The 20,672-nt window shown below is 66.5% G+C and carries 20 protein-coding genes; 12 read left to right on the plus strand and 8 right to left on the minus strand.

The genetic code is table 11. From position 1 onward, the window contains the following. The first annotated feature begins 28 nt into the window (after nucleotides 1-28). Nucleotides 29-1,354 (plus strand): carboxylesterase family protein, encoded by a 1,326-nt coding sequence (locus tag AC1DRE_RS05645; protein WP_476983704.1) that lies wholly within the window; start codon nucleotides 29-31, stop codon nucleotides 1,352-1,354. 77 nt (nucleotides 1,355-1,431) lie between these two features. Further along, nucleotides 1,432-2,193: a DUF429 domain-containing protein gene (locus tag AC1DRE_RS05650; protein WP_476983705.1), complete on the plus strand. Its 762-nt coding sequence runs from the start codon at nucleotides 1,432-1,434 to the stop codon at nucleotides 2,191-2,193. 41 nt (nucleotides 2,194-2,234) lie between these two features. On the opposite strand, the gene AC1DRE_RS05655 is transcribed toward AC1DRE_RS05650, so the two are convergent. After that, nucleotides 2,235-4,718, minus strand: coding sequence for a phosphoketolase family protein (locus AC1DRE_RS05655; protein WP_476983706.1), 2,484 nt, complete (start codon nucleotides 4,716-4,718; stop codon nucleotides 2,235-2,237). A 242-nt stretch (nucleotides 4,719-4,960) separates the two neighbouring features. Between AC1DRE_RS05655 and AC1DRE_RS05660 the strand changes: the two genes are divergently transcribed. From AC1DRE_RS05660 to AC1DRE_RS05680, 5 genes are read left to right on the plus strand one after another with little or no spacing between them, the layout of a single operon-like run. Further along, nucleotides 4,961-5,920 (plus strand): WXG100 family type VII secretion target, encoded by a 960-nt coding sequence (locus tag AC1DRE_RS05660; RefSeq protein ID WP_476983707.1) that lies wholly within the window; start codon nucleotides 4,961-4,963, stop codon nucleotides 5,918-5,920. Continuing rightward, complete coding sequence (locus tag AC1DRE_RS05665; protein WP_476983708.1) at nucleotides 5,917-6,699, plus strand: hypothetical protein; 783 nt, start codon at nucleotides 5,917-5,919, stop codon at nucleotides 6,697-6,699. The genes AC1DRE_RS05660 and AC1DRE_RS05665 overlap by 4 nt, the downstream gene beginning before the upstream one ends. 1 nt (nucleotide 6,700) lies before the next feature. Continuing rightward, nucleotides 6,701-7,192 (plus strand): RDD family protein, encoded by a 492-nt coding sequence (locus tag AC1DRE_RS05670; RefSeq protein ID WP_476983709.1) that lies wholly within the window; start codon nucleotides 6,701-6,703, stop codon nucleotides 7,190-7,192. 4 nt (nucleotides 7,193-7,196) lie between these two features. Continuing rightward, nucleotides 7,197-7,763 (plus strand): hypothetical protein, encoded by a 567-nt coding sequence (locus AC1DRE_RS05675; protein WP_476983710.1) that lies wholly within the window; start codon nucleotides 7,197-7,199, stop codon nucleotides 7,761-7,763. Nucleotides 7,764-7,776: 13 nt separating this feature from the next. After that, complete coding sequence (locus AC1DRE_RS05680; protein WP_476983711.1) at nucleotides 7,777-8,376, plus strand: MarR family transcriptional regulator; 600 nt, start codon at nucleotides 7,777-7,779, stop codon at nucleotides 8,374-8,376. 46 nt (nucleotides 8,377-8,422) lie between these two features. Here the strand turns inward: AC1DRE_RS05680 and AC1DRE_RS05685 are convergent, their stop codons facing one another. Beyond that, complete coding sequence (locus tag AC1DRE_RS05685; protein WP_364124299.1) at nucleotides 8,423-9,283, minus strand: HAD family hydrolase; 861 nt, start codon at nucleotides 9,281-9,283, stop codon at nucleotides 8,423-8,425. A gap of 305 nt (nucleotides 9,284-9,588) precedes the next feature. Between AC1DRE_RS05685 and AC1DRE_RS05690 the strand changes: the two genes are divergently transcribed. Then, nucleotides 9,589-10,635 (plus strand): hypothetical protein, encoded by a 1,047-nt coding sequence (locus AC1DRE_RS05690; RefSeq protein ID WP_476983712.1) that lies wholly within the window; start codon nucleotides 9,589-9,591, stop codon nucleotides 10,633-10,635. A gap of 14 nt (nucleotides 10,636-10,649) precedes the next feature. Here AC1DRE_RS05690 and serS read toward each other — a convergent pair whose 3' ends face one another. After that, complete coding sequence (gene serS, locus AC1DRE_RS05695; RefSeq protein WP_476983713.1) at nucleotides 10,650-11,933, minus strand: serine--tRNA ligase; 1,284 nt, start codon at nucleotides 11,931-11,933, stop codon at nucleotides 10,650-10,652. A 77-nt stretch (nucleotides 11,934-12,010) separates the two neighbouring features. On the opposite strand from serS, the gene AC1DRE_RS05700 reads away from it, so the two are divergent. Then, complete coding sequence (locus tag AC1DRE_RS05700) at nucleotides 12,011-13,111, plus strand: diacylglycerol/lipid kinase family protein (RefSeq protein ID WP_476983714.1); 1,101 nt, start codon at nucleotides 12,011-12,013, stop codon at nucleotides 13,109-13,111. A 24-nt stretch (nucleotides 13,112-13,135) separates the two neighbouring features. Here AC1DRE_RS05700 and AC1DRE_RS05705 read toward each other — a convergent pair whose 3' ends face one another. The 3 genes from AC1DRE_RS05705 to AC1DRE_RS05715 all read right to left on the minus strand — a co-directional run bounded on the left by AC1DRE_RS05705 (nucleotide 13,136) and on the right by AC1DRE_RS05715 (nucleotide 14,838). Beyond that, nucleotides 13,136-13,345 carry a hypothetical protein gene (locus tag AC1DRE_RS05705; protein ID WP_364124310.1) on the minus strand — a complete coding sequence of 70 codons (210 nt, stop codon included), beginning with the start codon at nucleotides 13,343-13,345 and terminating at the stop codon, nucleotides 13,136-13,138. 92 nt (nucleotides 13,346-13,437) lie between these two features. Continuing rightward, complete coding sequence (gene pheA, locus AC1DRE_RS05710) at nucleotides 13,438-14,421, minus strand: prephenate dehydratase (protein WP_476983715.1); 984 nt, start codon at nucleotides 14,419-14,421, stop codon at nucleotides 13,438-13,440. Nucleotides 14,422-14,511: 90 nt separating this feature from the next. Continuing rightward, nucleotides 14,512-14,838, minus strand: a complete 327-nt coding sequence (locus tag AC1DRE_RS05715) for a rhodanese-like domain-containing protein (RefSeq protein WP_476983716.1) — start codon at nucleotides 14,836-14,838, stop codon at nucleotides 14,512-14,514. Nucleotides 14,839-14,952: 114 nt separating this feature from the next. Here AC1DRE_RS05715 and AC1DRE_RS05720 point away from each other — a divergent pair, with 114 nt between their 5' ends. The 3 genes from AC1DRE_RS05720 (at nucleotide 14,953) to AC1DRE_RS05730 (ending at nucleotide 18,786) form a co-directional block, all read left to right on the plus strand. After that, a complete protein-coding gene (locus AC1DRE_RS05720) occupies nucleotides 14,953-15,687 on the plus strand; it encodes a Type 1 glutamine amidotransferase-like domain-containing protein (protein ID WP_476983717.1) in 735 nt (244 codons plus the stop codon). Beyond that, nucleotides 15,680-17,191, plus strand: a complete 1,512-nt coding sequence (locus tag AC1DRE_RS05725) for an amidase (RefSeq protein ID WP_476983718.1) — start codon at nucleotides 15,680-15,682, stop codon at nucleotides 17,189-17,191. Before AC1DRE_RS05720 ends, AC1DRE_RS05725 begins: the two co-directional genes overlap by 8 nt. A gap of 125 nt (nucleotides 17,192-17,316) precedes the next feature. Then, entirely contained in the window at nucleotides 17,317-18,786 is a 1,470-nt protein-coding gene (locus AC1DRE_RS05730; protein WP_476983719.1) for a peptide MFS transporter, read from the plus strand. Between the two features lie 248 nt (nucleotides 18,787-19,034). Here the strand turns inward: AC1DRE_RS05730 and AC1DRE_RS05735 are convergent, their stop codons facing one another. Both AC1DRE_RS05735 and AC1DRE_RS05740 read right to left on the minus strand, forming a co-directional pair. After that, complete coding sequence (locus AC1DRE_RS05735; RefSeq protein ID WP_476983720.1) at nucleotides 19,035-19,457, minus strand: DUF4190 domain-containing protein; 423 nt, start codon at nucleotides 19,455-19,457, stop codon at nucleotides 19,035-19,037. Between the two features lie 121 nt (nucleotides 19,458-19,578). Then, the gene (locus AC1DRE_RS05740; RefSeq protein WP_476983721.1) at nucleotides 19,579-20,472 is read right to left on the minus strand and encodes a nuclease-related domain-containing protein; all 894 of its coding nucleotides are present in this window, start codon (nucleotides 20,470-20,472) and stop codon (nucleotides 19,579-19,581) included. Nucleotides 20,473-20,672: the final 200 nt, after the last annotated feature.

Here is a 20,672-nt window from a genome sequence, read left to right on the forward strand (position 1 = left end):
GTCAGGAATCTGTGAAATTGTTGGGCCCGTGACTTGTGAGCCTTCCTTCAATCCTCCGTGCGGTCCCGTCACCGGCTGGCGCGACGGCGAGGTGCTGCGCGCCACCGGAATCCCCTACGCCACGGCCGGCCGCTTCCAGCCGCCGGCAAGTGCGCCCGACCGGACCGCGGCTTTTGAAGCGACGTCGCCTGCCCCGGCCTGCCCGCAGGGTCCGGTGCCGTTCCTGGACGACATCCTGGGCACCCGTTACGGCGAGCTTCCCGGCAGCGAAGACTGCCAGCGCCTCTCGATCACTATTCCGGCCGACCTCGCCGACGGTGAGCGGGTCCCCGTTATGGTCTGGCTCCACGGCGGGTCCTACACCTCCGGTTCCGGGGACCTGGCGATCTTCGACCCCACGGCCCTGGTGGCCGAGAACCGGGTCATCGTCGTCTCCGTAACGTACCGGTTGGGACTGTTCGGGTATTTGGCAACCGGAACAGGCCGGCCCGCGAATTTGGGCCTGTTGGACCAGCTTGAAGCGTTCCGGTGGGTGCAGCGCAATATCGGCGCCTTCGGCGGCGATCCGGACCGCGTCACCGCCTTCGGCCAGTCAGCGGGGGGCGACGCCGTCGCCCACCTCATGGCTACGCCGGAGGCGCCGTCGCTGTTCCAGCGCGCCATCATCCAAAGCGCGCCCCTGGGAATCGCCCGGGGCCGGGCGAAAATGAACGCCGCCATGGGCGTCGCAGCTGAAGCCGTCACAGAGGACACCCCTGCCATGGATGTCGTCGCCGTCGAGGACCATGTCTCCCAAGTGGCCCGAAAGTACGGGCTGATGGCCGCCATGCCCTTCGGCACCCAGTACGGGCACGCCCCGCTGCCGCCGGAACACGGCATCGAGGCAGCATGGAACAGCACCGCGCCGCACATCGAGGTGCTGATCGGCCACACCTCAGACGAGGCGCGCCTGTTCCTACCGAGCAGTCCCCTGGCCAGCCGGCTGGCGAAGATCCCGGTCCTGGGCAACGGGGTGGTTAACGGCATCAGCCGCGCCGTGACCGAAGCGGTCTATGGCCGGCCGGCCCGGAGGTTCGCCCGCCGGCATGCCCGGGCAGGCGGCAAGGCGTACAGCTACGTGTTGTCCTGGTCGGCCCCGGGGAACTTCTACGGCGCCGCCCACACCGTTGATCTGCCCCTGCTGTTCGGAAACCAGCGGACCTGGGAGGCTGCGGGGTTGCTCGACGGTGCAACGTGGGACGAAATCAATGCCCAGGGCCGGGCCCTCCGCGCCACCTGGGCCCGGTTCGCCTACGGGAAAGGCCTCGAAAGCCGGGGAGAGCTTCCCGGTGCGCTCCGGTTCCGCGCGGTCTGAGCCGGTGTTCCAATGCCCGGCGTCCAATAGATTGTTCGCATGCAGCTGAGCCAGCGGACCTCCGCCCCGGCACGCCCATGAGGACGCTGGGCGTGGACCTTGCCGCCGCCACGAGGAAAACGGCGGCGGCGGTGATCGACTGGACCGGCGGCGGTGCGCAGCTGGTCCACCTCTCCCTGGATGTCACCGACGAGGAGATCGTGGACCTGTTCGGCAGCACAGACATGACCGGCATCGACTGCCCGGTGGGCTGGCCGGACGCCTTCCTTCCCTTCCTTGCCGGGCACCTGAAATTCGACGCGCATCCGGTGCTGGACCACGACGGGATCGAAGGCCGCCGGCTCCTGGCCTACCGGGACACGGACCGGTTCATTACCGGCAAAACCGGGCTGATCCCGCTCAGCGTCTCCGCGGACCGCCTGGCACACCCCGCGATGCGCTGCGCGGTGATCCAAGCCAAGATCGCCCGGGACCACGGGCCACAGCCCAGGGACGGCTCGGGCAGTCTGGCGGAGGTCTACCCGGCAGCATCCCTGAAGCTCTGGGGGATCAACGCCCGCGGGTACAAAGGGCGGGGCGCCCCGGAGTCGGAACGGCTGCGCCTTATCCTGGACAGCCTGGAGACTGTGGCGCCCTGGCTGGACCTTGCCGGGCACCGGGATGACCTCGCGGCCTCGGACGACATGTTCGACGCCGTCATCGCCTCCCTCACGGCCCGGGCCGTCAGCCTCGGCCAAACGCTGCGGCCCACCGCGGATCACGGCGCTGCGGCCCTCAGCGAGGGGTGGATCCACGTCCCGTCCGGCCCGCTCGCCGGCCTCACGGGGTCGCCGGATTAGCCGGGGTCGCCGGGGTCGCCGGGGCAGCCGGGGTCGCCGGATTAGCCGCCAAGCGTCCAGTCGCGGATCTCCTCCGTGTCTTCGCCCTGGCTGCGCGTGTGGTTGTGCGCCCGGATACGGCTGTCCTGCAGCGCCTGCCGCAGCAGGGAGTGCCGCTCCGCCAGTCCCGGAACCCGGTCGATGGCATCGATGGCCAGCTGGAATCGGTCGATCCCGTTAAGCATGGCCATGTCGAACGGCGTGGTGGTGGTCCCCTCTTCCTTGTAGCCGCGGACGTGCAGGCCCTCCTGGTTGGTGCGCCGGTAGGCCAGGCGGTGAATCAGCGACGGGTACCCGTGGTAGGCGAAAATGATCGGCTTGTCCGCCGTGAAAATGCCGTCGAAGTCCTGTGACGTCAGCCCGTGGGGGTGCTCGCTGGCGTCCTGGAGCCGCATCAGGTCCACCACGTTGACCACGCGGATCTTCAGCCCTGGCACGCCTTCCTTGAGCAGTTCGGCGGCTGCGACCGTCTCCACGGTGGGAACGTCGCCGGCGCAGGCCAGCACCACATCCGGTTCCTCACCGGGCACCTCGGATCCCGCGAATTCCCAGATCCCCAGCCCACGCTGGCAGTGGTGGGCGGCATCGGCCGGACCCAGCCATGTGGGCGAGGGCTGCTTGCCGCTGACCACGATGTTGACGTAATCCCGGGACTCCAGGCAGTGCTCCATCACGGACAGCAGCGTGTTGGCATCCGGCGGCAGGTACACGCGGATGACCTCCGCCTTCTTGTTCACCGCGTGGTCGATGAAGCCCGGATCCTGGTGCGAGAAGCCGTTGTGGTCCTGCTGCCAGACATGCGAGGACAGCACGTAGTTCAGCGACGCCACGGGCTGGCGCCAGGCGAGCCCGCGGTGGACCTTGAGCCACTTGGCGTGCTGGTTGAACATGGAGTCGACAATGTGGATGAAGGCCTCGTAGCAGCTGAACACGCCGTGCCGCCCGGTCAGCAGGTAGCCTTCCAGCCAGCCCTGGCACAGGTGCTCGCTGAGCACCTCCATCACCCGGCCTGCCCGCGCGAGGTGCTCGTCGGCGTCGTCGATCCGGTATTGCCACACCTTGTCGGTCACGTCATAGACGTCCTGCAGGCGGTTGGAGGCAGTCTCATCGGGGCCGAAAAGCCGGAAAGTCTCGGGATTTTGGGAAATAACGTCCCGCATCCAGGCGCCGAGGGTGATCATGGCGCTGACCCGGTCCACACCCGGCCTGGGCACCTCGACGGCGTGCTTGCGGTAGTCCGGCAGTTTCAGGTCGCGCAGCAGGATGCCGCCGTTGGCATGGGGCGTGGCGCTCATCCTCAGCTCCCCTGCCGGAGCGTTTTCGGCGACGTCGGGCCGGAGGCGGCCGTGGTCGTCGAAGAGTTCGCCGGGCCGGTAGGTCTGGAGCCACTGTTCCAGCTGGGCCAGGTGCTCCGGGTTGGTACGGACCTCGGACAGCGGCACCTGGTGGCTCCGCCAGGTGCCCTCGACCTGCTTGCCGTCCACCCGTTTGGGGCCGGTCCAGCCCTTAGGTGAACGCAGCACAATCATGGGCCACTGGGCGGCACCGGCGTCATCAGCCGACGGGGTGCCGGCGCCGCGGCGCTCCGCCTGGATGGCGCGGATCTCGGCTAGGCAGGCCTCCAGGACAGCGGCGAAGTCACGGTGCGCGGCCGCCGTGTCGTCAGGATCGGCCACGGTGACGAAGTGTGGCGTGTGGCCGTACCCGCGGAGCAACTGTTCCAGCTGGGCTTCCGGCATCCGGGCCAGGACAGTGGGGTTGGCGATCTTGTAGCCGTTCAGGTGCAGGATGGGCAGCACCGCGCCGTCGGCCACCGGGTCCAGGAAGTTGTGGGAATGCCAACTGGCTGCCAGCGGCCCGGTTTCCGCTTCGCCGTCGCCGATCACGACGGCGGTGATCAGCTTCGGATTGTCGAAGACGGATCCGTAGGCGTGGGCCAGCGAATACCCGAGTTCGCCGCCCTCGCTGATGGATCCGGGAGTTTCGGGGGCTGCGTGGCTGGGGATACCGCCCGGATAGGAGAACTGGCGGAAGAGTTCTGCCAGCCCGGGCTCGTCGTCGCCCACGTTGCTGTAGATCTCCGAGTAAGTGCCTTCGAGCCACGCGTTCGCCACCACTGCGGGGCCGCCGTGGCCGGGGCCGGCAATGAACAGCATCTGCTGCCGGTCCCTGCGAATGACCCGGTTCAGGTGGGCGTAGACGAAGTTCAGCCCGGGCGTGGTGCCCCAGTGGCCCAGGAGCCGGGACTTGGTGTCTTCAGCGCGGAGCGGTGCACGCAGCAACGGGTTGGAGCGCAGGTAGATCTGTCCCACGGAGAGGTAGTTGGCCGCCCGCCACCAGCGGTCCACGAGTTCCAGTTCGGAGTCTTCCGTTCCCGCGCCGGTTCCGCCGCTTCCCGCTGCGCTGACTCTTTTCGTACTGGGGGCGTTCGCCATGGCCCGTCCTCCGCTTCCGTCAGTGCCGCCGTCGGCAGCGTCCTCCCCCATCGCAACATCTTCGCGGCAGGTTCACAACCACCCAACCGGCCGTGTGGATGACCTCGCCGGATGTCTTTGACTTGCACGACGGCGGCGGGTGCGGTTTGATTCAAGGCGCCCCGCGCCGCTGCAGTTTCGGTCTCCCGCAGCGCACCGATGGGGCGGCATGGGCTGTTCTGCCCATCGCAGGGCCAACCGCTGCGGTGTAAGTTCATGCTGTTTTGATTCGACGCTGGAAAAAGGGGAACACTGTGGCAGGACTCTACGGCGCGGACATCGCGCAACTGCGTTCGCTGGCCAAAGACTTCCAGCGGGCCTCTCAGGTACTGCAGCTTCAGGGCAAGACCCTGAGCAACCTCATCGGCTCGTCCACGGCATGGACGGGAAACGATGCCAACTCTTTCAAGGAGGAATGGAACTCCTCCCATCGCAAAACGCTGGTGGCCGCCTCCCAGCTCCTGGAGAAGGGTTCCAAGGAACTGCGCGCCAACGCAGACGACCAGGAACGCGCCAGCACCAGCGGTGCCGGCGGCACAGGTAGCGGCGGCGGCCCTGGCGGGGCCAGCAACGGCGACGACGGAAACTGGCTCCAGGACGCGTTCGACTGGGGCGCCGCCGGAGTAGGCATGTTCTTCAAAATCAAGGACGCTGCCGGAATGCTCAATGACTGGCGGGGACTCTTGTCCAACAAGAAGATTCTTGACTCGACGGGGACGCTCCTGAGGCCCGCCTTCAAGCTGTCCGACGACTTCCTCGGCGCCACCAAAATGGTTTCCAAATGGGGACGGTTCGCCGGCCCCGCCCTCGCCCCGTTCGCAATCGGCGGCGGCATTTATGACATGTTCAACCCGGAACACGACGGCTGGCGCGGAACTGGCGACCGCATCGGCGGCGGCCTCAGTGTGATAGCGGGCGGCGGGTCCCTCCTCATGGCAGCCGGACTCCTGACCAACCCGGTGGGCATTGGTATCGTGGTGGGCGCAGGTCTAGTGGCCGGGGGCTGGGCATTGGGCAACATGATTGCCGACAGTGAGTGGGGCCAGGCCGCCGGGAAGTGGATCGGGAACACGGCCAGCGACGCTTGGAACGGTGCTAAGGATGTCGCGGGCGACGCCTGGAACGGCGCCAAGGATGCGGTCAGCGACACCTGGGACGGCGCCAAGGAAGTCTTTAGCAATCCCGTTAAGAGCCTAGGAGGGCTTTTCTCATGACCGAAAGCATCATCTCAAGACTGACCCAGCATGATGTGGAGTGCGCCAAGACCGTACTCAGCCGTGGTCAGGAGGAAGACTTCACCCTCCCGGTGCTGACCGACGAGGAAATTGTGGCCCTCGACGGCATTGACCAGCACCAGGCTGTGGAGCTGCCCTGGCTGTCCCAGCATCCGGACCAGAAGGAGCTTCTGTGCAACGTGGCGCTGCGCAGCCTCCTGTCGAAAGGGTTCGCCATCCCCCTCGTCGCCGATGGGGACACCGTGCCTTCCAACCTGGGTGCAACCGAAGAGATCACCGGAATCATGGCACTCCGCCGGCTCGGCGAACGTGTTGTCACTGCCGAACTGACCAAAGAGTCTGACAAGGTGTGGCTTTACGGCTACGTGCATGACGACAAAGTGCTGGAGGAACTCGTGGACTCCAGCGGATCGCACACCTTCACTGTGGTGGACCGTGCCGAGTTCCCCGCGAGGATCATGGAACTGGCGAATGCGGCCAAGGTTCAGTCCGCCGATGAGGCCACTCGAAAGCTCACGGGCCCGGAGTTTGAAAAGCTCGCGCCACAGGTTCTGGGCAGCACACTCGGAGTGACCATGATCAGGGCAATCAGCCTGTCCGTCAGCACGTTCAGTGCCCTGACCATCTACACGTCCGCAACGGAACTCCACGGGCTGACGGCGCACGATGAAGACGGTGAGGCGCAGTTGGAACTGACCAAGATCTCCAACCGGACCGCCGAGGACAAGGTCCGCGCCCTCGTGGATTTGGGCGTATAACGTGGATGCCAAGCTGATGGAAAGCGTCCGCAAAAGAACCACGAATCTCGGCAACGGCCAGCCCGTGGTCAAAGCCAGCGCCTGGCAGCAGCTCGGGGCCTGGTGCGTGGATTTCGGCATTGTCGCCTTAGTGGCAGCCATAGCGTATGTCTCGGTTGCCGGGTCCGACTCGGGCACCACAGGCAAAGCCGTAGTTGCTGCCATCGCCGCCTGGCTGGTCACACCCTGGCTGTACGGTTTCTGTTTTCCCCGGGGCCGCTCCTTGGGCGGGCTGGCGGCGGGCACGCGCATTGTGCGGTCCTCCTCAGGCGGAAAGCCGGGGTTCTGGCGGTCCGGTTGGGTCACATTCTCGCGCACTGTGCTGTTTCCGATAGTCGCCCTGTTCCTGCTTCTCGCCGCGGCAGGGGGATCCAGCCCCACGATGAACGGTCCCAAGGCCCGCCATCTCACCGTTGACCAGCGGTACCCCGCGGTACCTGCCCCCATCCGCTGAGTCCGTGGCCAAACCTGAGAATGGGTCCGGCGGCACCGGACTGATCGACCCTGCCAACGGGCGCCCCGTCCGCCGTCACACAGCCTCGGGTACCTGGTACGTACGAATGGCCGGCTGGCCGCACTTCTGGGGCCGGTGCCTCGATGCCCTCGTCGTGATCCTGGTTGCCTGCGCGCTTATGGCCGTCCTGAACGCCCTGGTGCGGAACCTGGCGTTGGGCCCGCTCTCGCTGGCCCTGTTTTCCAACGACGGGTTGTTCGTCGCCGCCCTGACCGCAATCTGGTTCATGGTCCTCTTTGCCTACGGCATGATCACGGGCACCGCAGGCAGCCTGGGCGACGTCGCCGCCGGGATGCGTTCCGTCAGAATCGCGGACGGTACGACGTCGGGGGCCTGGCTCGGTGGCTGGCGCGCCGTCTGCTGGTCCTTCGCGCCCGTCTACCTCCTGGTCGCCTTCGCCTCCGCCCTTGGCGGAGGCAGCGGGGACACGTTCGACGAAAAGTTCACCGCAGTAGACCTCCGGTCCGGCGTCGCCCAAGGAGCTGAACCCGTGGGCCCTGCCACCGGGTAGTCTGTCATCCAGAATGTTCACGCTGACCATCAACCAAACGGACAGCCGGCGCGACGGTGACCGGGTACCGCAGTTGCTCAAGGACCTGCGGCACATCCCCGCGCGCCTCGATTTCGACCGATCCGTGGAAGACGAGGTCCAGGGCATCGTGGACTGTCCGCACCAGGCCGTGGACGCCGCCCTGGTGGCCCTGCGCTCAGGGAGCTGGTTTGTCGGGATCGGTGTGGGGCCGATAAACGAGCCGCTGCCCAACCAGATTAAGGACGCCACCGGACACGGCCTGATCTACGCGCGCCGGGCTGTGGACCGCCTGCGCAACGGCAAGGAACGCGTCCCCGTCGCGGTTGACGGTCCGATTGCCGACCTCGCCGCGGAATCAGAGTCCGTGCTGAAGCTGCTCGGCCACATTGTGCACGGGCGAAGCGCGGCCGAGTGGCGTGTCCTGGATCTGCTGACACCCGGTGTCCGCGGCCAGCAAAAAGCTGTCGCCCAGGAGCTTGGCATCACCACCCAGGCAGTCAGCAAGGCCGTGGCCAGGGCGCAATGGAACGAGGAGCACGCGGCCCGTCCGGCTGCGGCCCGGCTTCTGCGGCTGATCCTCGAGGTCCGCTAGGCAGTTGACCCGCCCCCTGTGGATGCGGACCCCAAGCAGTCCCGCCTTAGAGCAGGCTGCGGAGAACGTGCGCGGCGCCGTCGTCGTGAACTGACAAGGTGACTTCATTCGCAGCGGCCACCACTTCGTCAGGAGCCTGGCCCATGGCAACGCCCCGGCGGGCCCAGGTGAGCATCTCGATGTCGTTGCGCCCGTCACCGATGGCCACCGTGAGGTGCGACCCGATGCTCAGGTGGCCGCGGAGGTGTTCCAGGGCGCTGGCTTTGGTGACCCCTTCGGCGGCGATGTCCAGCCAGGCAGTCCAGCCCACTGAATACGTGACGCCAGCGAGGCCGATGTGCTTGATGGCCTCGTTGAACTCCTCGGACGTATTTTCGGAGCTGAACACCACCACGCGCACGGCTGTGGCCTCTAGCATGGTCTGGAAGTCCACGCCGATTGCTTCCACGCCGAAGCTGGCGTCCTGGAAGCGTTCGGTGGACAGGAAATTGCCGTCCTCGTCCTCCAGCGCGTACTTGGCCAGTGGAAGCCGCTTGCGGAGGGCACGGAGCGCGGGGCCGGGATCGAACGTGGCCTTGCGGATGACTTCGTAGCCGTCGGGGTGCGCAGGATCGAGCCGGAGCGTCACGCCGCCGTTGCAGCAGACCGCGTAGCCGGTTTCGATTCCGATCTGCTCAATGATGGGCAGGGTGGCGTTGAGGGACCGGCCGGTGGCGATCATGACCTCGTGGCCCGCTGCGACCACAGCCTGGGCGGCCTCACGGACGGGAGCCGACATGTGGCCGTCATGGTTGACCAGGGTGCCGTCGACATCCAGTGCAACCATGAGCTTCTGAGTGGAGTTGTTCTTACCGTTGTTTCGCTGGTCATCGTTGCCAGCGACTGAGGTTTCAGTCAATGTTGTCATTCACCTAGTACAGCAGACACCCCCGACAGCCGCTAGGACGCACGCCACAGCCCGTTGTGAACTTCCGGTAAACACCCACAGGGTTGTCCACACTGTGAGTGTTTACCCTCGCGTCACGTTGGCGCCCGGGCGCCGGCGGCACCTCCCGGTCCGGGCCGGCCCTGGCGCTCATATCCCCGCCAAGTGGTCAACTCCCCGCCGCGTTCTCGGGGGACGGGTCCGTTCCGAGGGGAGGTTTCAGGACTTATCCACATTTGGCGGGATGCGTCTGGCTGCGCCGGGATGACCACCCCAGCATGGAAACCATGGAAACCGCACGCTCCGCCCTCATCCTGGCCAGCTGCAGGCGCGCCCTCACCGGAAGTAGCCGTGGCCTGAGCCGCGCTTACAACAAAGGCGACTTGGTCCGGATCAGATTTGGCGTCTACTACAGCAAGCCCGAATGGCTCGCGCTCAGAGCCTGGGAGCGGTATTCCGCTACAGTGGCGGCCGTGGCGTGCAGTGATCCGTCGGTGATCTTCTGCTATCTGACCGCTCTTCGGATCTGGCGGCTGCCCCTGCCCCGGGTACCGGAACATGTTCACGTCATCACGCAGTCGTCCCACAAGGCCGGCAGGCTCCCGTCGACCACCCGGGCCGCAAGAGACCCTAAGACCGGCCTCAGCGGGTTGGAACGGGCGCGGGGCTACGGAGTCTCCCGGCATCACTGGGCGGCGGCTGACATCGTGGAGCGCCAAGGGGTCAATGTCACGTCGCTCGTACAAACTGTCATCGACTGCATTGTCCGGCTGGAGCTTCCGGAGGCGGTAGCCATTGTGGATGCAGTGCTGGGTGGCCGGCGCGCTCAGGGCGAGGGCCTCACCCGGCTCGAGCTGGAGGAGGCATCGTCCCTTCTACCGTCGGCCGCCAAGAACCGCCGGGTCCTGGAGGTACTCGCGCTGGCCGACGAGGAATCAGAATCCGTCGGGGAATCCAGGAGCAGGGCACTCATCCATGTTTTGGGGCTCCCCGCACCCGTCTTGCAGCACACGTTCTACGACAACGAGGGCTTCATTGCGCGGACGGATTTCTTCTGGCCCGAACACGGGGTCATCGGGGAATTCGACGGCGACGCAAAGTATCTCGACGACGCGCTTCTCGGCGGAAGGAGCACGCGCGAAGCCATTCTGGCCGAGAAGAAACGTGAGGATAGGCTCCGGGCGCTCGGCTACACGGTTGTCCGCTGGGACTGGAAAGCCGCAACCAGCCCGGAGCTGCTGAGGCGTAAGCTCGCAACCGCCGGGATCACGGCGCAGAAATCCCCGCCACGCGGCCTAGTCCCCCCGGCGTTACCAGGGGAACCGACCACATGACGGGGATTCTAGAATCAGGCGAGGACCGGGAAGACTTCCAGGCCGCCGAGGTACTTCTGCAGCGCCCGGGGGACGTTCACCGAGCCGTCCTCGTTCTGGTGGTGCTCGAGGATGGCCACGATCCAGCGGGTGGTGGCCAGCGTTCCGTTCAGGGTGGCGACGGCGCGGGTCCCCTTGGGTGCGCCGTCCTCGTTCAGCACGCGCTCACGGATGTTCAGGCGGCGCGCCTGGAACGTGGTGCAGTTCGAGGTGGACGTCAGTTCGCGGTACGCACCCTGCGTGGGCACCCAGGCTTCGCAGTCGAACTTGCGGGCGGCGGAGTTGCCAAGGTCGCCGGCGGCCGTATCGATCACCCGGTAAGGGAGCTCGCACTTGGCCAGCATCTCCTCTTCCCAGGCCAGCAGCCGCTCGTGCTCGGCTGCGGCCTCCTCCACCGTGGTGTAGATGAACATTTCCACCTTGTTGAACTGGTGGACGCGGATGATCCCGCGGGTGTCCTTGCCGTGCGAGCCCGCTTCGCGGCGGTAGCAGGAACTCTGGCCCGCATAGCGGATGGGGCCGGCGGAGAGGTCCAGGATCTCGTCCGCGTGGTACCCGGCCAGGGCCACCTCCGACGTGCCCACCAGGTAAAGGTCGTCTTCGGCGAGACGGTAGATTTCGGCGTCGTGCTTGACGTCGAAACCGGTGCCCTGCATCGTTTCGGGGCGGACCAGCGTGGGGGTGATCATGGGAACGAAGCCGGCGTCGATGGCCTGCTCCATGGCCATCTGCAGGAGCGCCATTTCCAGCCGGGCGCCCACGCCGCGGAGGAAGTAGAAGCGTGAACCGGACACCTTGGCGCCGCGCTCCATGTCGATGGCACCGATCAGCTCACCGATTTCCAGGTGGTCTTTCGGCTCAAAATCAGGGAACTCACGGGGTTCGCCGACGGTCTTGACCACGATGTAGTCGTCCTCGCCGCCTTCCGGAACCCCGTCCACGATCAGGTTGGGGATGGCCCGCAGCAGCTCTTCCTGCTGCGCCTGCGCGACGTCCGCTTCGGCGGAGGCCGCCTTGACCGACGCGGCCAGGACCTTGACCTCGGCCAGCAGCGCCTGCTTTTCCTCGCCCTTGGCCTGCGCCACCTTCTTGCCGAAGACATTTTGTTCGGCGCGCAGGTTTTCGAAGCGGATCAGCGCGGCACGCCTCGCTGCATCTGCCGAGATGATCGCATCCACTACGGACTCATCGGCGCCGCGGGCGCGCTGGCTGGCACGGAACTTGTCCGGATTTTCGCTGAGGTCTTTTACGTCGATCACCAGACAAGAGTATCGAATCCGACCGCCATGAGGCGGTGGGCCGTGCGGGCTCCTGCGCGGGATAGTGTTGGAGCACCATGAACGATTGGCTGCTTTACCTCATCATCACTGCGGCCCTGGCTTTCGCGGTCTCCAGCTGGTGGGGTGTGCGGAGCCTCAAGGCACTCCATACGCGCAGCGCTGTCCAGGAGGACACGTACCACCCGGGCATGTCCCGTCAGACAGTGGCTGTGGTGATGAACCCGGTCAAGGCGAAGTCCGCGGAAGCCACCGCCCTGATCCGGCGCGCTTGCCTCTCCGCAGGCTGGGACGCCCCGGTCTTTTTCGAAACAACCGCCGAGGACCCAGGATATTCGCAGGCCGAAGCAGCACTCGCGACCGGGGCCGACGTCGTCCTCGTGGGCGGCGGGGACGGAACGGTTCGCGTGGTGGCCGAGAAGCTGGCGCGCACGAACGTACCCATGGGCCTGATTCCGCTGGGCACGGGAAACCTGCTGGCCAGGAACATCGACCTCGACGTCTACGATCTCCACGCCAACGTCCAGACAGCATTGTTCGGACACCAGCGGCACATCGACATGGCCCGCATGACCATCAGTAACGCACGGACGGGTATCTCGTCGGAGCATGCGTTCCTGGTAATTGCCGGCATGGGAATGGACGCCGAGGTAGTCGGCGACACCAATGACGGACTGAAGAAGGCAGTGGGCTGGCTCGCCTACACCGAGGCTGGGGTCAGGCATTTGCCCGGACGGCGCAAGAAAGTGTCCATCGCCCTGGACGACCAGCCGGAACAGTCACGGAAGATCCGCAGCGTGCTGTTCGCCAATTGCGGCCTGATCCCGGGCGGCATCGACTTCATCCCGCAGGCAATGATCGACGACGGCATGCTGGACGTCGTGGTGATGAGCCCGCGCAGTGCCATCGGGTGGATCGCGATGTACGCAAAGATCATGTTCAAGCACAAGAGGAACCTGCCGGTCATGAGCTACTACCGTTCCGGCAAGATCGTCATCAAGTGCGCCGAGCCGGTAGCCACCCAGGTCGACGGAGACCCCTCAGGAATGGCCACCGACGTGACCGTCCAGGTGGAGCCGAGATCGCTGTTGGTTCGGGTTACGGAAAGCAAGGGCGGCGAACGGCCGCAGAGGATCCACCCCGCAGTAGCCCCCGGGTAGATAACCTGCCCGGAGACTCCGGAGTCAGGCGCTGGCCTTCTTCTGTTCCGCCTCAGCTGCGGCCTTGGCCGCCGCGCGGGCTTCGGATTGCTCCCGGATCATGGCCTGTTCCTCTTCGAAGCGCAGGCGATCCGCGCGGTCCGCGTCGTCGCCGTCCCAGTCCTGGTTATCGGCAGTCGGCTTGGGATTGACGATCATTCCCTGTCCGTCGTTGTCGGTACTGGATGCTGACATGACCCGCTCCTTCCGGTAGAGGTCGTCCCCAATGGATCAGGCAAGCATACGCACTGCCGTGCAGGCGGGGAAGTACCCGGAAGGGCATTTGTCTAAGCTGTTGGCGAACCTTGCGGAGCTTGGACCGGCTCGATGGATGCCGCTTTGAGTATCCCTGCGACCCATTCATGTGCGGCCTGGAATGCTTCGTCGGACGTGTGGGCTTCCACTTCGGGGCTCTGCGCGTCAGCCCGTGGGTAGGAACCAAGAAAGCGCGTGGCGGAGCTGATCCGGTGCAACCCGGCCAGGGCGTCCGCCACACGGGCGTCCTCCACATGGCCGTCGGCGTCGATGCTGAAGAAGTAGTGGCCCAGGTACTGCCCCGTGGGCCGCGATTCGATCCGGCTGAGGTTCACTCCGCGGGTGGCGAACTGGTCCAGGATCTCCATCAGCGCACCCGGACGGTCCTCGGGCAGCGGGACCACCACCGTGGTCTTGTCCGCTCCGGTACGGTGCGGCAGCGCTCCGGGCCGGCTGACCAGGACAAATCGCGTCACCGCACCCGGGTTGTCTCCGATGTTCTCCGCGAGCACATGCAGCCCGGGCTGCTCAGTGGCCACGATCGGGGCACAGATGGCGGCGTCATAGTGCACGCCGTCCTCGCTCAACAGCCCCATGGCTCCCGCTGCGGTGGAGGAGGCCGGAATGTATTCCACATCAGGCATGTTCGCTTCGACCCATAGCCGGCACTGCGCCCAGGCGTGTCCATGGGTGGAGATTTTGCGGATATCCGCGATTTCCACCCCGGGGCGGGCAACCAGGACGAAGCTGATCGGGACGAGCGCCTCGCGGATGATCCTCAACTCCTGGCCGGACGCGATGGCATCCAGGGTCGCCGTCACGCCACCCTCGACGGAGTTCTCGATGGGCACCATGGCGGCATCGGCGGATCCGTCACGGACCTTGTCCAGCGCGGTGTTCACATTGGAAGAGGGGATGCGGACAGCCTCCAGGGCGCCGGGCACCTGCATCAACGCAGCCTCGGTAAACGTGCCTTCCGGGCCGAGGAACGTGTAGGTGACGGGCGAAGCAGGCATGGACGGTCCTTGTCGTTTTATGTCAGGGCCGCCCGGCGGGCGGCAGCGCCGGCGCCAACCCTGCGCTGAGGGGCGGCACCGGCCGCCTTGCTAGAGGATGACTGGTTTGAGGCCGTTGTCCGAGACGAGCGGCATTCCTGACTCAAGCCACTGGTCCATCCCGCCGGCCACGTTGAAAGCGGAATATCCCTGGCCCACAAGCCACTTGGCTGCACGGAAGGACCGTCCTCCCGTCCGGCAGATAACGTAAAGATCCTCGTCCGGGTCCACTTCGCTGAGCCGGGCCGGCAGTTGGTCCAGCGGAATGTGGAGGGCACCTTCGGCATGCCCGGCCGCCCACTCGTAGTCCTCGCGCACGTCAAGGATCTTGGCGTCGGCGGGAACATCGGTCACGGTCACGGTTTCGAAGTCGCTCATGGAAGTCCTCTCCGGGGGAATGAAGGTCTGTCTCCAGCGTATCCCCCACCGGAGGCGGCGGCTCCGAATCCGGAGGCACGTTACGCTTCAAGGGAGCGCAAAGGAGAATGTTCGATGGCAGCCCAACAGCCCACCATCCTGGCAACGTCCGGCGGACTTAAGGCCGGCCGGCGATCACGGCTGGAGTTTGACGCACTGCTGCATCACGCCGTCGAACTTTCCGGCGTTACCGGGCGCGCCCCGCGCGTCACCCATATCGGCACCGCCGCGGGCGACCAGCGCTGGTTCAACGCGGAAATGGACCAGGCGGCGAGGACCGTCGGCTTCGATTTCAGCCACCTGAACCTGTTCACCATGCCCAGCATCGACGATCCGGAAGCCCACCTCATGGAGCAGGACGTGGTGTGGGTCAATGGCGGTTCGGTGGTGAACCTGCTGGCCGTCTGGCGGGCGCACGGCCTCGACGGAGTCCTGCGGCGGGTGTGGGAAGGCGGCGTGGTCCTGACCGGCGTCTCGGCAGGGTCCATCTGCTGGTATCAGGGCGGCACCACGGATTCGTTCGGCCCGCAGCTGCGCCCGGTGACGAACGCCCTGGGATTCCTGCCCTATGCCAACGGCGTGCACTACGACTCCGAGGACCAGCGCCGACCGTCGGTGCACCGGTTGGTGGCTGACGGCACCCTCGGCGAAACCCACTGCACGGACGACGGCGTGGGGCTGGTTTACTTCGGCACGGACCTCGTTGATGTGGTCAGCGAGGTGCGCGGCAAGGCGGCATACCGCGTCACGCGGCAGCCGGGCGCAGCAGCTGCCGCGGAAGAGCGGCTGGAGCCACGTTTCCTTGGCTGAAATCCACGAATTGTCCGCGGTTGGGCTACGTGACGCCTTGAGCTCGGGAAAGCTCTCCGCCAGGGAGGCGACGGAGCATTTCCTGGCCCGGATCGAGGCGCGGAATCCCGGCCTCGGGGCCTTCATCACGGTGACGGCCGAGCAGGCCCGGGCCGACGCCGCACGAGCGGACGCACTGTACGCCAGGTCCCAGCACTCCCGGGGGGAGCTTCCGCTGCTGCACGGCATGCCGGTGGCGTTCAAGGACCTGACCGACGTTGCCGGTGTGGTGACGACCCACGGCAGCGCGGCCCTGGACCATAAGCCTGCACCCGTGGATGGTGCGCTGGCGGCGGTGTTGAAGCGGGCAGGCGTCGTCTCCCTGGGTAAGACCCAGGTTCCGGAATTCGGCCTGACCGCCTACAGCGAGAATCTCATCGCCCCGCCGTCGCGCAATCCGCATGCGCTGAGCCGCAGCTCGGGGGGATCCTCGGGCGGCAGTGCCGCCGCAGTTGCCGCGCGCCTTGTGCCGTTCGCACCCGGGTCCGACGGGGGCGGCTCCATCCGGATTCCTGCGGCGGCCTGCGGGCTGGTGGGCCTGAAGCCGGGGCGCGGACTCGTCCCGGCCGGTGAAAGCACCGGGGACCCCGCCCGGCTGGTGGTGGCCGGCCCGTTGGCCCGGTCCGCCGAGGATGCGGCCCTGATGCTCGACGCCCTGGTGTCCGCCCCGGAATCCCCGGAATCGCCGGAATCAGCGGAACCGGCGCAGGAGGCGGCGGCAACGGACTCTGGAACGTCCGGGCACAAAGCCCTTCCCGGCGGCGGGGGCCGGTACCTCGCGGCCGTGTCCCGGCCGCCGCGGCAACTCCGGATCGGTGTGAGCCTGGACAGCCCCTGGCAGGCAATCTTCCCGTTTACTCCGGACGCGGAAGCCATGGACGCCCTCGACACGGGTATCCGGCTGCTCGAGGCGGCAGGCCACTTCACGGCGGAAGCCGCCGTCCGGTATGACAACCGGTACCCGGACGCCTTCACCACGGCGTGGACTGCCGGCGTGGGAAATGCCAGGATAGCCCCGCAGCGCGAGGCCCTCCTCACCCCGCTCACCCGCACTTTCCGGCGGCGGGCGCAGCAGCGGAGTGTGTCCAAGCTGAACGAGGCGCTGGGTTTCCTGCGGCAGTTCGAGCGGGACACCATTGCGCAGTACGCCCACTGGGACCTTGTCCTGATGCCGGCGCTTGCCCAGACGCCGCGGCCCGTAGGCTGGTTTACAGGTTCCTCGCACGGGGACGGCTACTGGCCCGCGTCGGAGTGGGCCGGCGACGCCGACGGCGATTACCGGAAGCAGTGCGAATATGCGCCCTGGTCCTCCATGGTCAACGTGTGCGGCCTGCCCGCCATCAGCATTCCCGTGCACTGGACCGGCGGCTCACCGGGCGCCGGCCTGCCGATGGGGATCCAGCTGGTGGGACCCATGGGGTCCGAGGCCCTGCTGCTTCAAGTGGCGGCCCAGATCGGCTACTAGGGCCGTCGACGCGCCTGGCAGCACGACGCGGCAAGGACCGCAATGGCACGCGGCGCCGCGTGTCTGCCTTGCTTCCTGCCCGCTGGAATGTGACAATCGCGCGATCGGGTGCCACCCTTAAGTAAATGAGCACAACTCATTTATCCGATCGCCCCGCTACAACGCCGGGCGATACTTCCTTTTTTGGCCACCCAAAGATGCTGGCCAGCCTCTTCTCCGTGGAAATGTGGGAGCGTTTCTCCTTCTACGGCATGCAGGGCATCCTCCTCTACTACATGTACTTCACCGCTGCGCAGGGCGGCCTCGAAATCGAACAGGGCCTCGCAGCAGGACTGGTGGGCGCCTATGGCGGCGGAGTCTACCTCTCCACCATTCTGGGCGCCTGGCTGGCTGACCGGCTCTTCGGTTCGGAACGGGTCCTGTTCGGCTCGGCCGTCCTGATCATGGCGGGCCACATTGCGTTGGCGCTCCTGCCGGGCATTCCCGGCCTCATTGCCGGCCTGGTGCTGGTGGGCGTCGGCTCGGGCGGGCTCAAGGCCAACGCCACCGCGCTGGTGGGCAGCCTGTACGGCGAGAAGGACGAACGCCGCGACGCCGGCTTCTCCATCTTCTATATGGGCATCAACGCGGGCGGGCTGATCGGCCCGCTGGTCACCGGCTGGCTGCAGGAAAGCCAGGGGTTCCACTGGGGCTTCGGGGCAGCCGCCGTCGGCATGGCCCTGGGCCTGGGCATCTACGCAATGGGACGCAAGAATCTCCCCGAAGCGGCACACCACGTGCCCAATCCGCTGCCGGCCGCGGAGCGGACCCGGTACGGGCTGATCTTCGTTGGGATCGCCGCCGCAGTGGCCGTGCTGCTGGCCACCGGTGCCGTGAACGCCGAAAACCTGGCCATGTCCATGGCTTACGCGGCCATCGGCGCGTCCGTGCTGTACTTCGGCCTGATCTTCCGCAGCAAAAAGGTGACAGGGACGGAGCGCAAGCGCGTGATCGCGTTCATCCCGCTGTACATCGCCTCTGCAGCGTTCTGGGCGCTCTTCCAGCAGCAATTCACGTTCATTGCCGTCTACTCGGAGGAGAAGCTGGACCGGAACCTGTTCGGATGGGAAATGCCGGCGGCCTGGGTGCAGTCCATCAACCCGGTGTTCATCATCATCTTCGCCGGCGTTATGGCGGCCCTGTGGACCCGCCTCGGCCACAAGCAGCCAGGATCGGCCTTGAAGTTCTCCATCGGCCTGTTCGTGATGGGCCTGGCCTTCCTGGCCTTCATTCCGTTGTCCGGCGGCGGCAAGACACCGCTCCTGGCCCTCGTGGGCATCCTGCTCCTGTTCACGCTCGCGGAGCTCTTCCTCTCCCCCATCGGGCTCTCCGTCACCACCAAACTGGCACCGCAGGCGTTCCACACGCAGATGGTGGCTTTGTTCTTCCTGTCCGTTTCGCTCGGCACCACCCTGGCCGGCATCCTCGCCGGCCTGTACAACCCCGCCGATGAGCTGCCGTACTTCACGGGCATCGGCGGGACGGCCATGGTCCTCGCCGTCGGCCTGGCTGTGGCTTCGCCGGCGATCAAGAAGCTCATGGGCGGCGTACGCTGACCCGGTGAGCAACCACCGCCCGCCGGCTGCGCAGAGGCCGGTCGAGTCCCGCCTCTACCGGCCCGCCGCCGGGGCGGTGCCCGAACCGTGGGTGCAGTCGGAGGACCTCCTCGCGTCCGTGGGCCGCCTGGTCCGCCGGCTGCACCACGCTTCGGAGGGGTTCGTGCCGATGGCACATCCGTTCTCGCTGCGGCCCGTCCGGCAGGACACCGTGGAAGCCGGGCCCCGCGCTGACGGACTGACCGGCGTTAGAAGCCGTACCCGGCGTTGGCTGCGGCGAAGATTGCCACCACGATGAACGTCAGCACGATGGCCGTAAGCGCAAGCCCGAGGTAGCCGAGAACCAACCCGGCAGTGGCCAGTCCCCTGCCTGCGGGTTCCCGGAGGTATGCCAGGTGGCCCAGGACGACGGCCGCAATCTGCGGAAGGATGAAAATTCCCAGCCCCAGGAACACCGCGATCCCGCAGCACAGACTGGCAATGCTCAGGTTCTTGGGCTCCGGCGGCATCCCGTAGTAGGACGGCTGGCCATACACGATGCCGTACGGCCCGGACGGCTGGCCATAGGGATTACTGGGCGGCGTGGGCTGGGAGCCCTGCGGCGGAATGTACGACGGCGGCTGGTAGCCCTGCGGTGTCCCCTCGTCGCCGGAGGCAGGCTGGTTGGTCATGGGAAAAACCCCTTTTGAGTGGTTCTAACCAGCCTACCAACGCGCCGCCCGGACGTGCCGTCCCCGTACGCACCCGTGATGCACCTGTGATGCAGCCGTGATGCGGCCGCCTGAAATACGGCTAGCGGAGCCAGAGTGGCGCCGAGAGTGCCACTGCCACGATCCCCAGGATCAGCAGGCTCCACAGGGCGCCGACCGCCCGGCTTTTGCGGAACCGGCGTTCACCGTACTGAGTTTTGAGGTACTGCGGGGGCCGCGGGGTGTCCACCGGGAACACCCGGCCCGCGGCGTTGCCGGCCACGGGTCCGTGATAGCGGCTGGGCAGGGGCGACGGATACCTGGTCCCCTGGTGCGGGCCCTGGTCCGGGTTCAGCCCCGGCCACCGCGCCGGGCTTTGAATGGGCATGCCCCGGTAGTTAAGGGCTCCGGACGACGGTGGCTGCGTCAGCTGTTGTCCCAGATGGGAGTAGACGCCCACTACCGTCTCCTGATCCAGCACTGCCGGGAGCGCCGCTATTCGGGCAACAACACGGTTGATGCCCAACACGTCAACGCCGGAATCCGTTACCTCGCCGAGGTCTGGCTGGCCGGTCAGGCAGATGATGGAACGGACCAGGTGCCGGTGGGGAGCACTGAGCAAGGCAGCCACTGCGGCCGCCTGTCCCAGGGCGCCGTCCACGGCGGGATTCCTCGTGTAGCCGTTCTGCCTGAGCACCCCGTCCCGGACCTCGACGTTCCCCGACCAGTTCTTGGAATCCACCACTACAACGCCGCCCGGCCCCACCAGTACGTGGTCCAGGTTGGCAAGCGGGCGGCCGGGCCAGTGGACGTCGTGCAGCAGGAACCAGCCGTGCGGAGCCAGCTCGCTGAGCGTGTTGGCGGTGCGGCGCTCCCCGTCGGCACCGGCACCCCAGGTATCGGCCGCGCGTTCGGCGTGGTCCAGCTGGCGCTTCAGCCGGGCAATCCGCTCGGCCGCGAGCCGTGACTGTTCTGCCGCTCCGTCCCCTGCCGCCATTGAGTGTCCCCTTGGATTCGCCGCAACGCTCCCGGCGGAGGAGGGTCCGCCGTCGTAATTTCTTTTGAAATTAGCAGCCCTGCGACGGCGGGTATATAGGTACTTTTGGCGCCACCACTCGCTTTTTCGCGTCCAAATACTGTCCGAATTAAATGGGATTAGGAATGAATTGGTAAATGCCCGGTGAAATTCGGCGTCAT

This window comes from Arthrobacter sp. P4_H3, assembly GCF_056400885.1.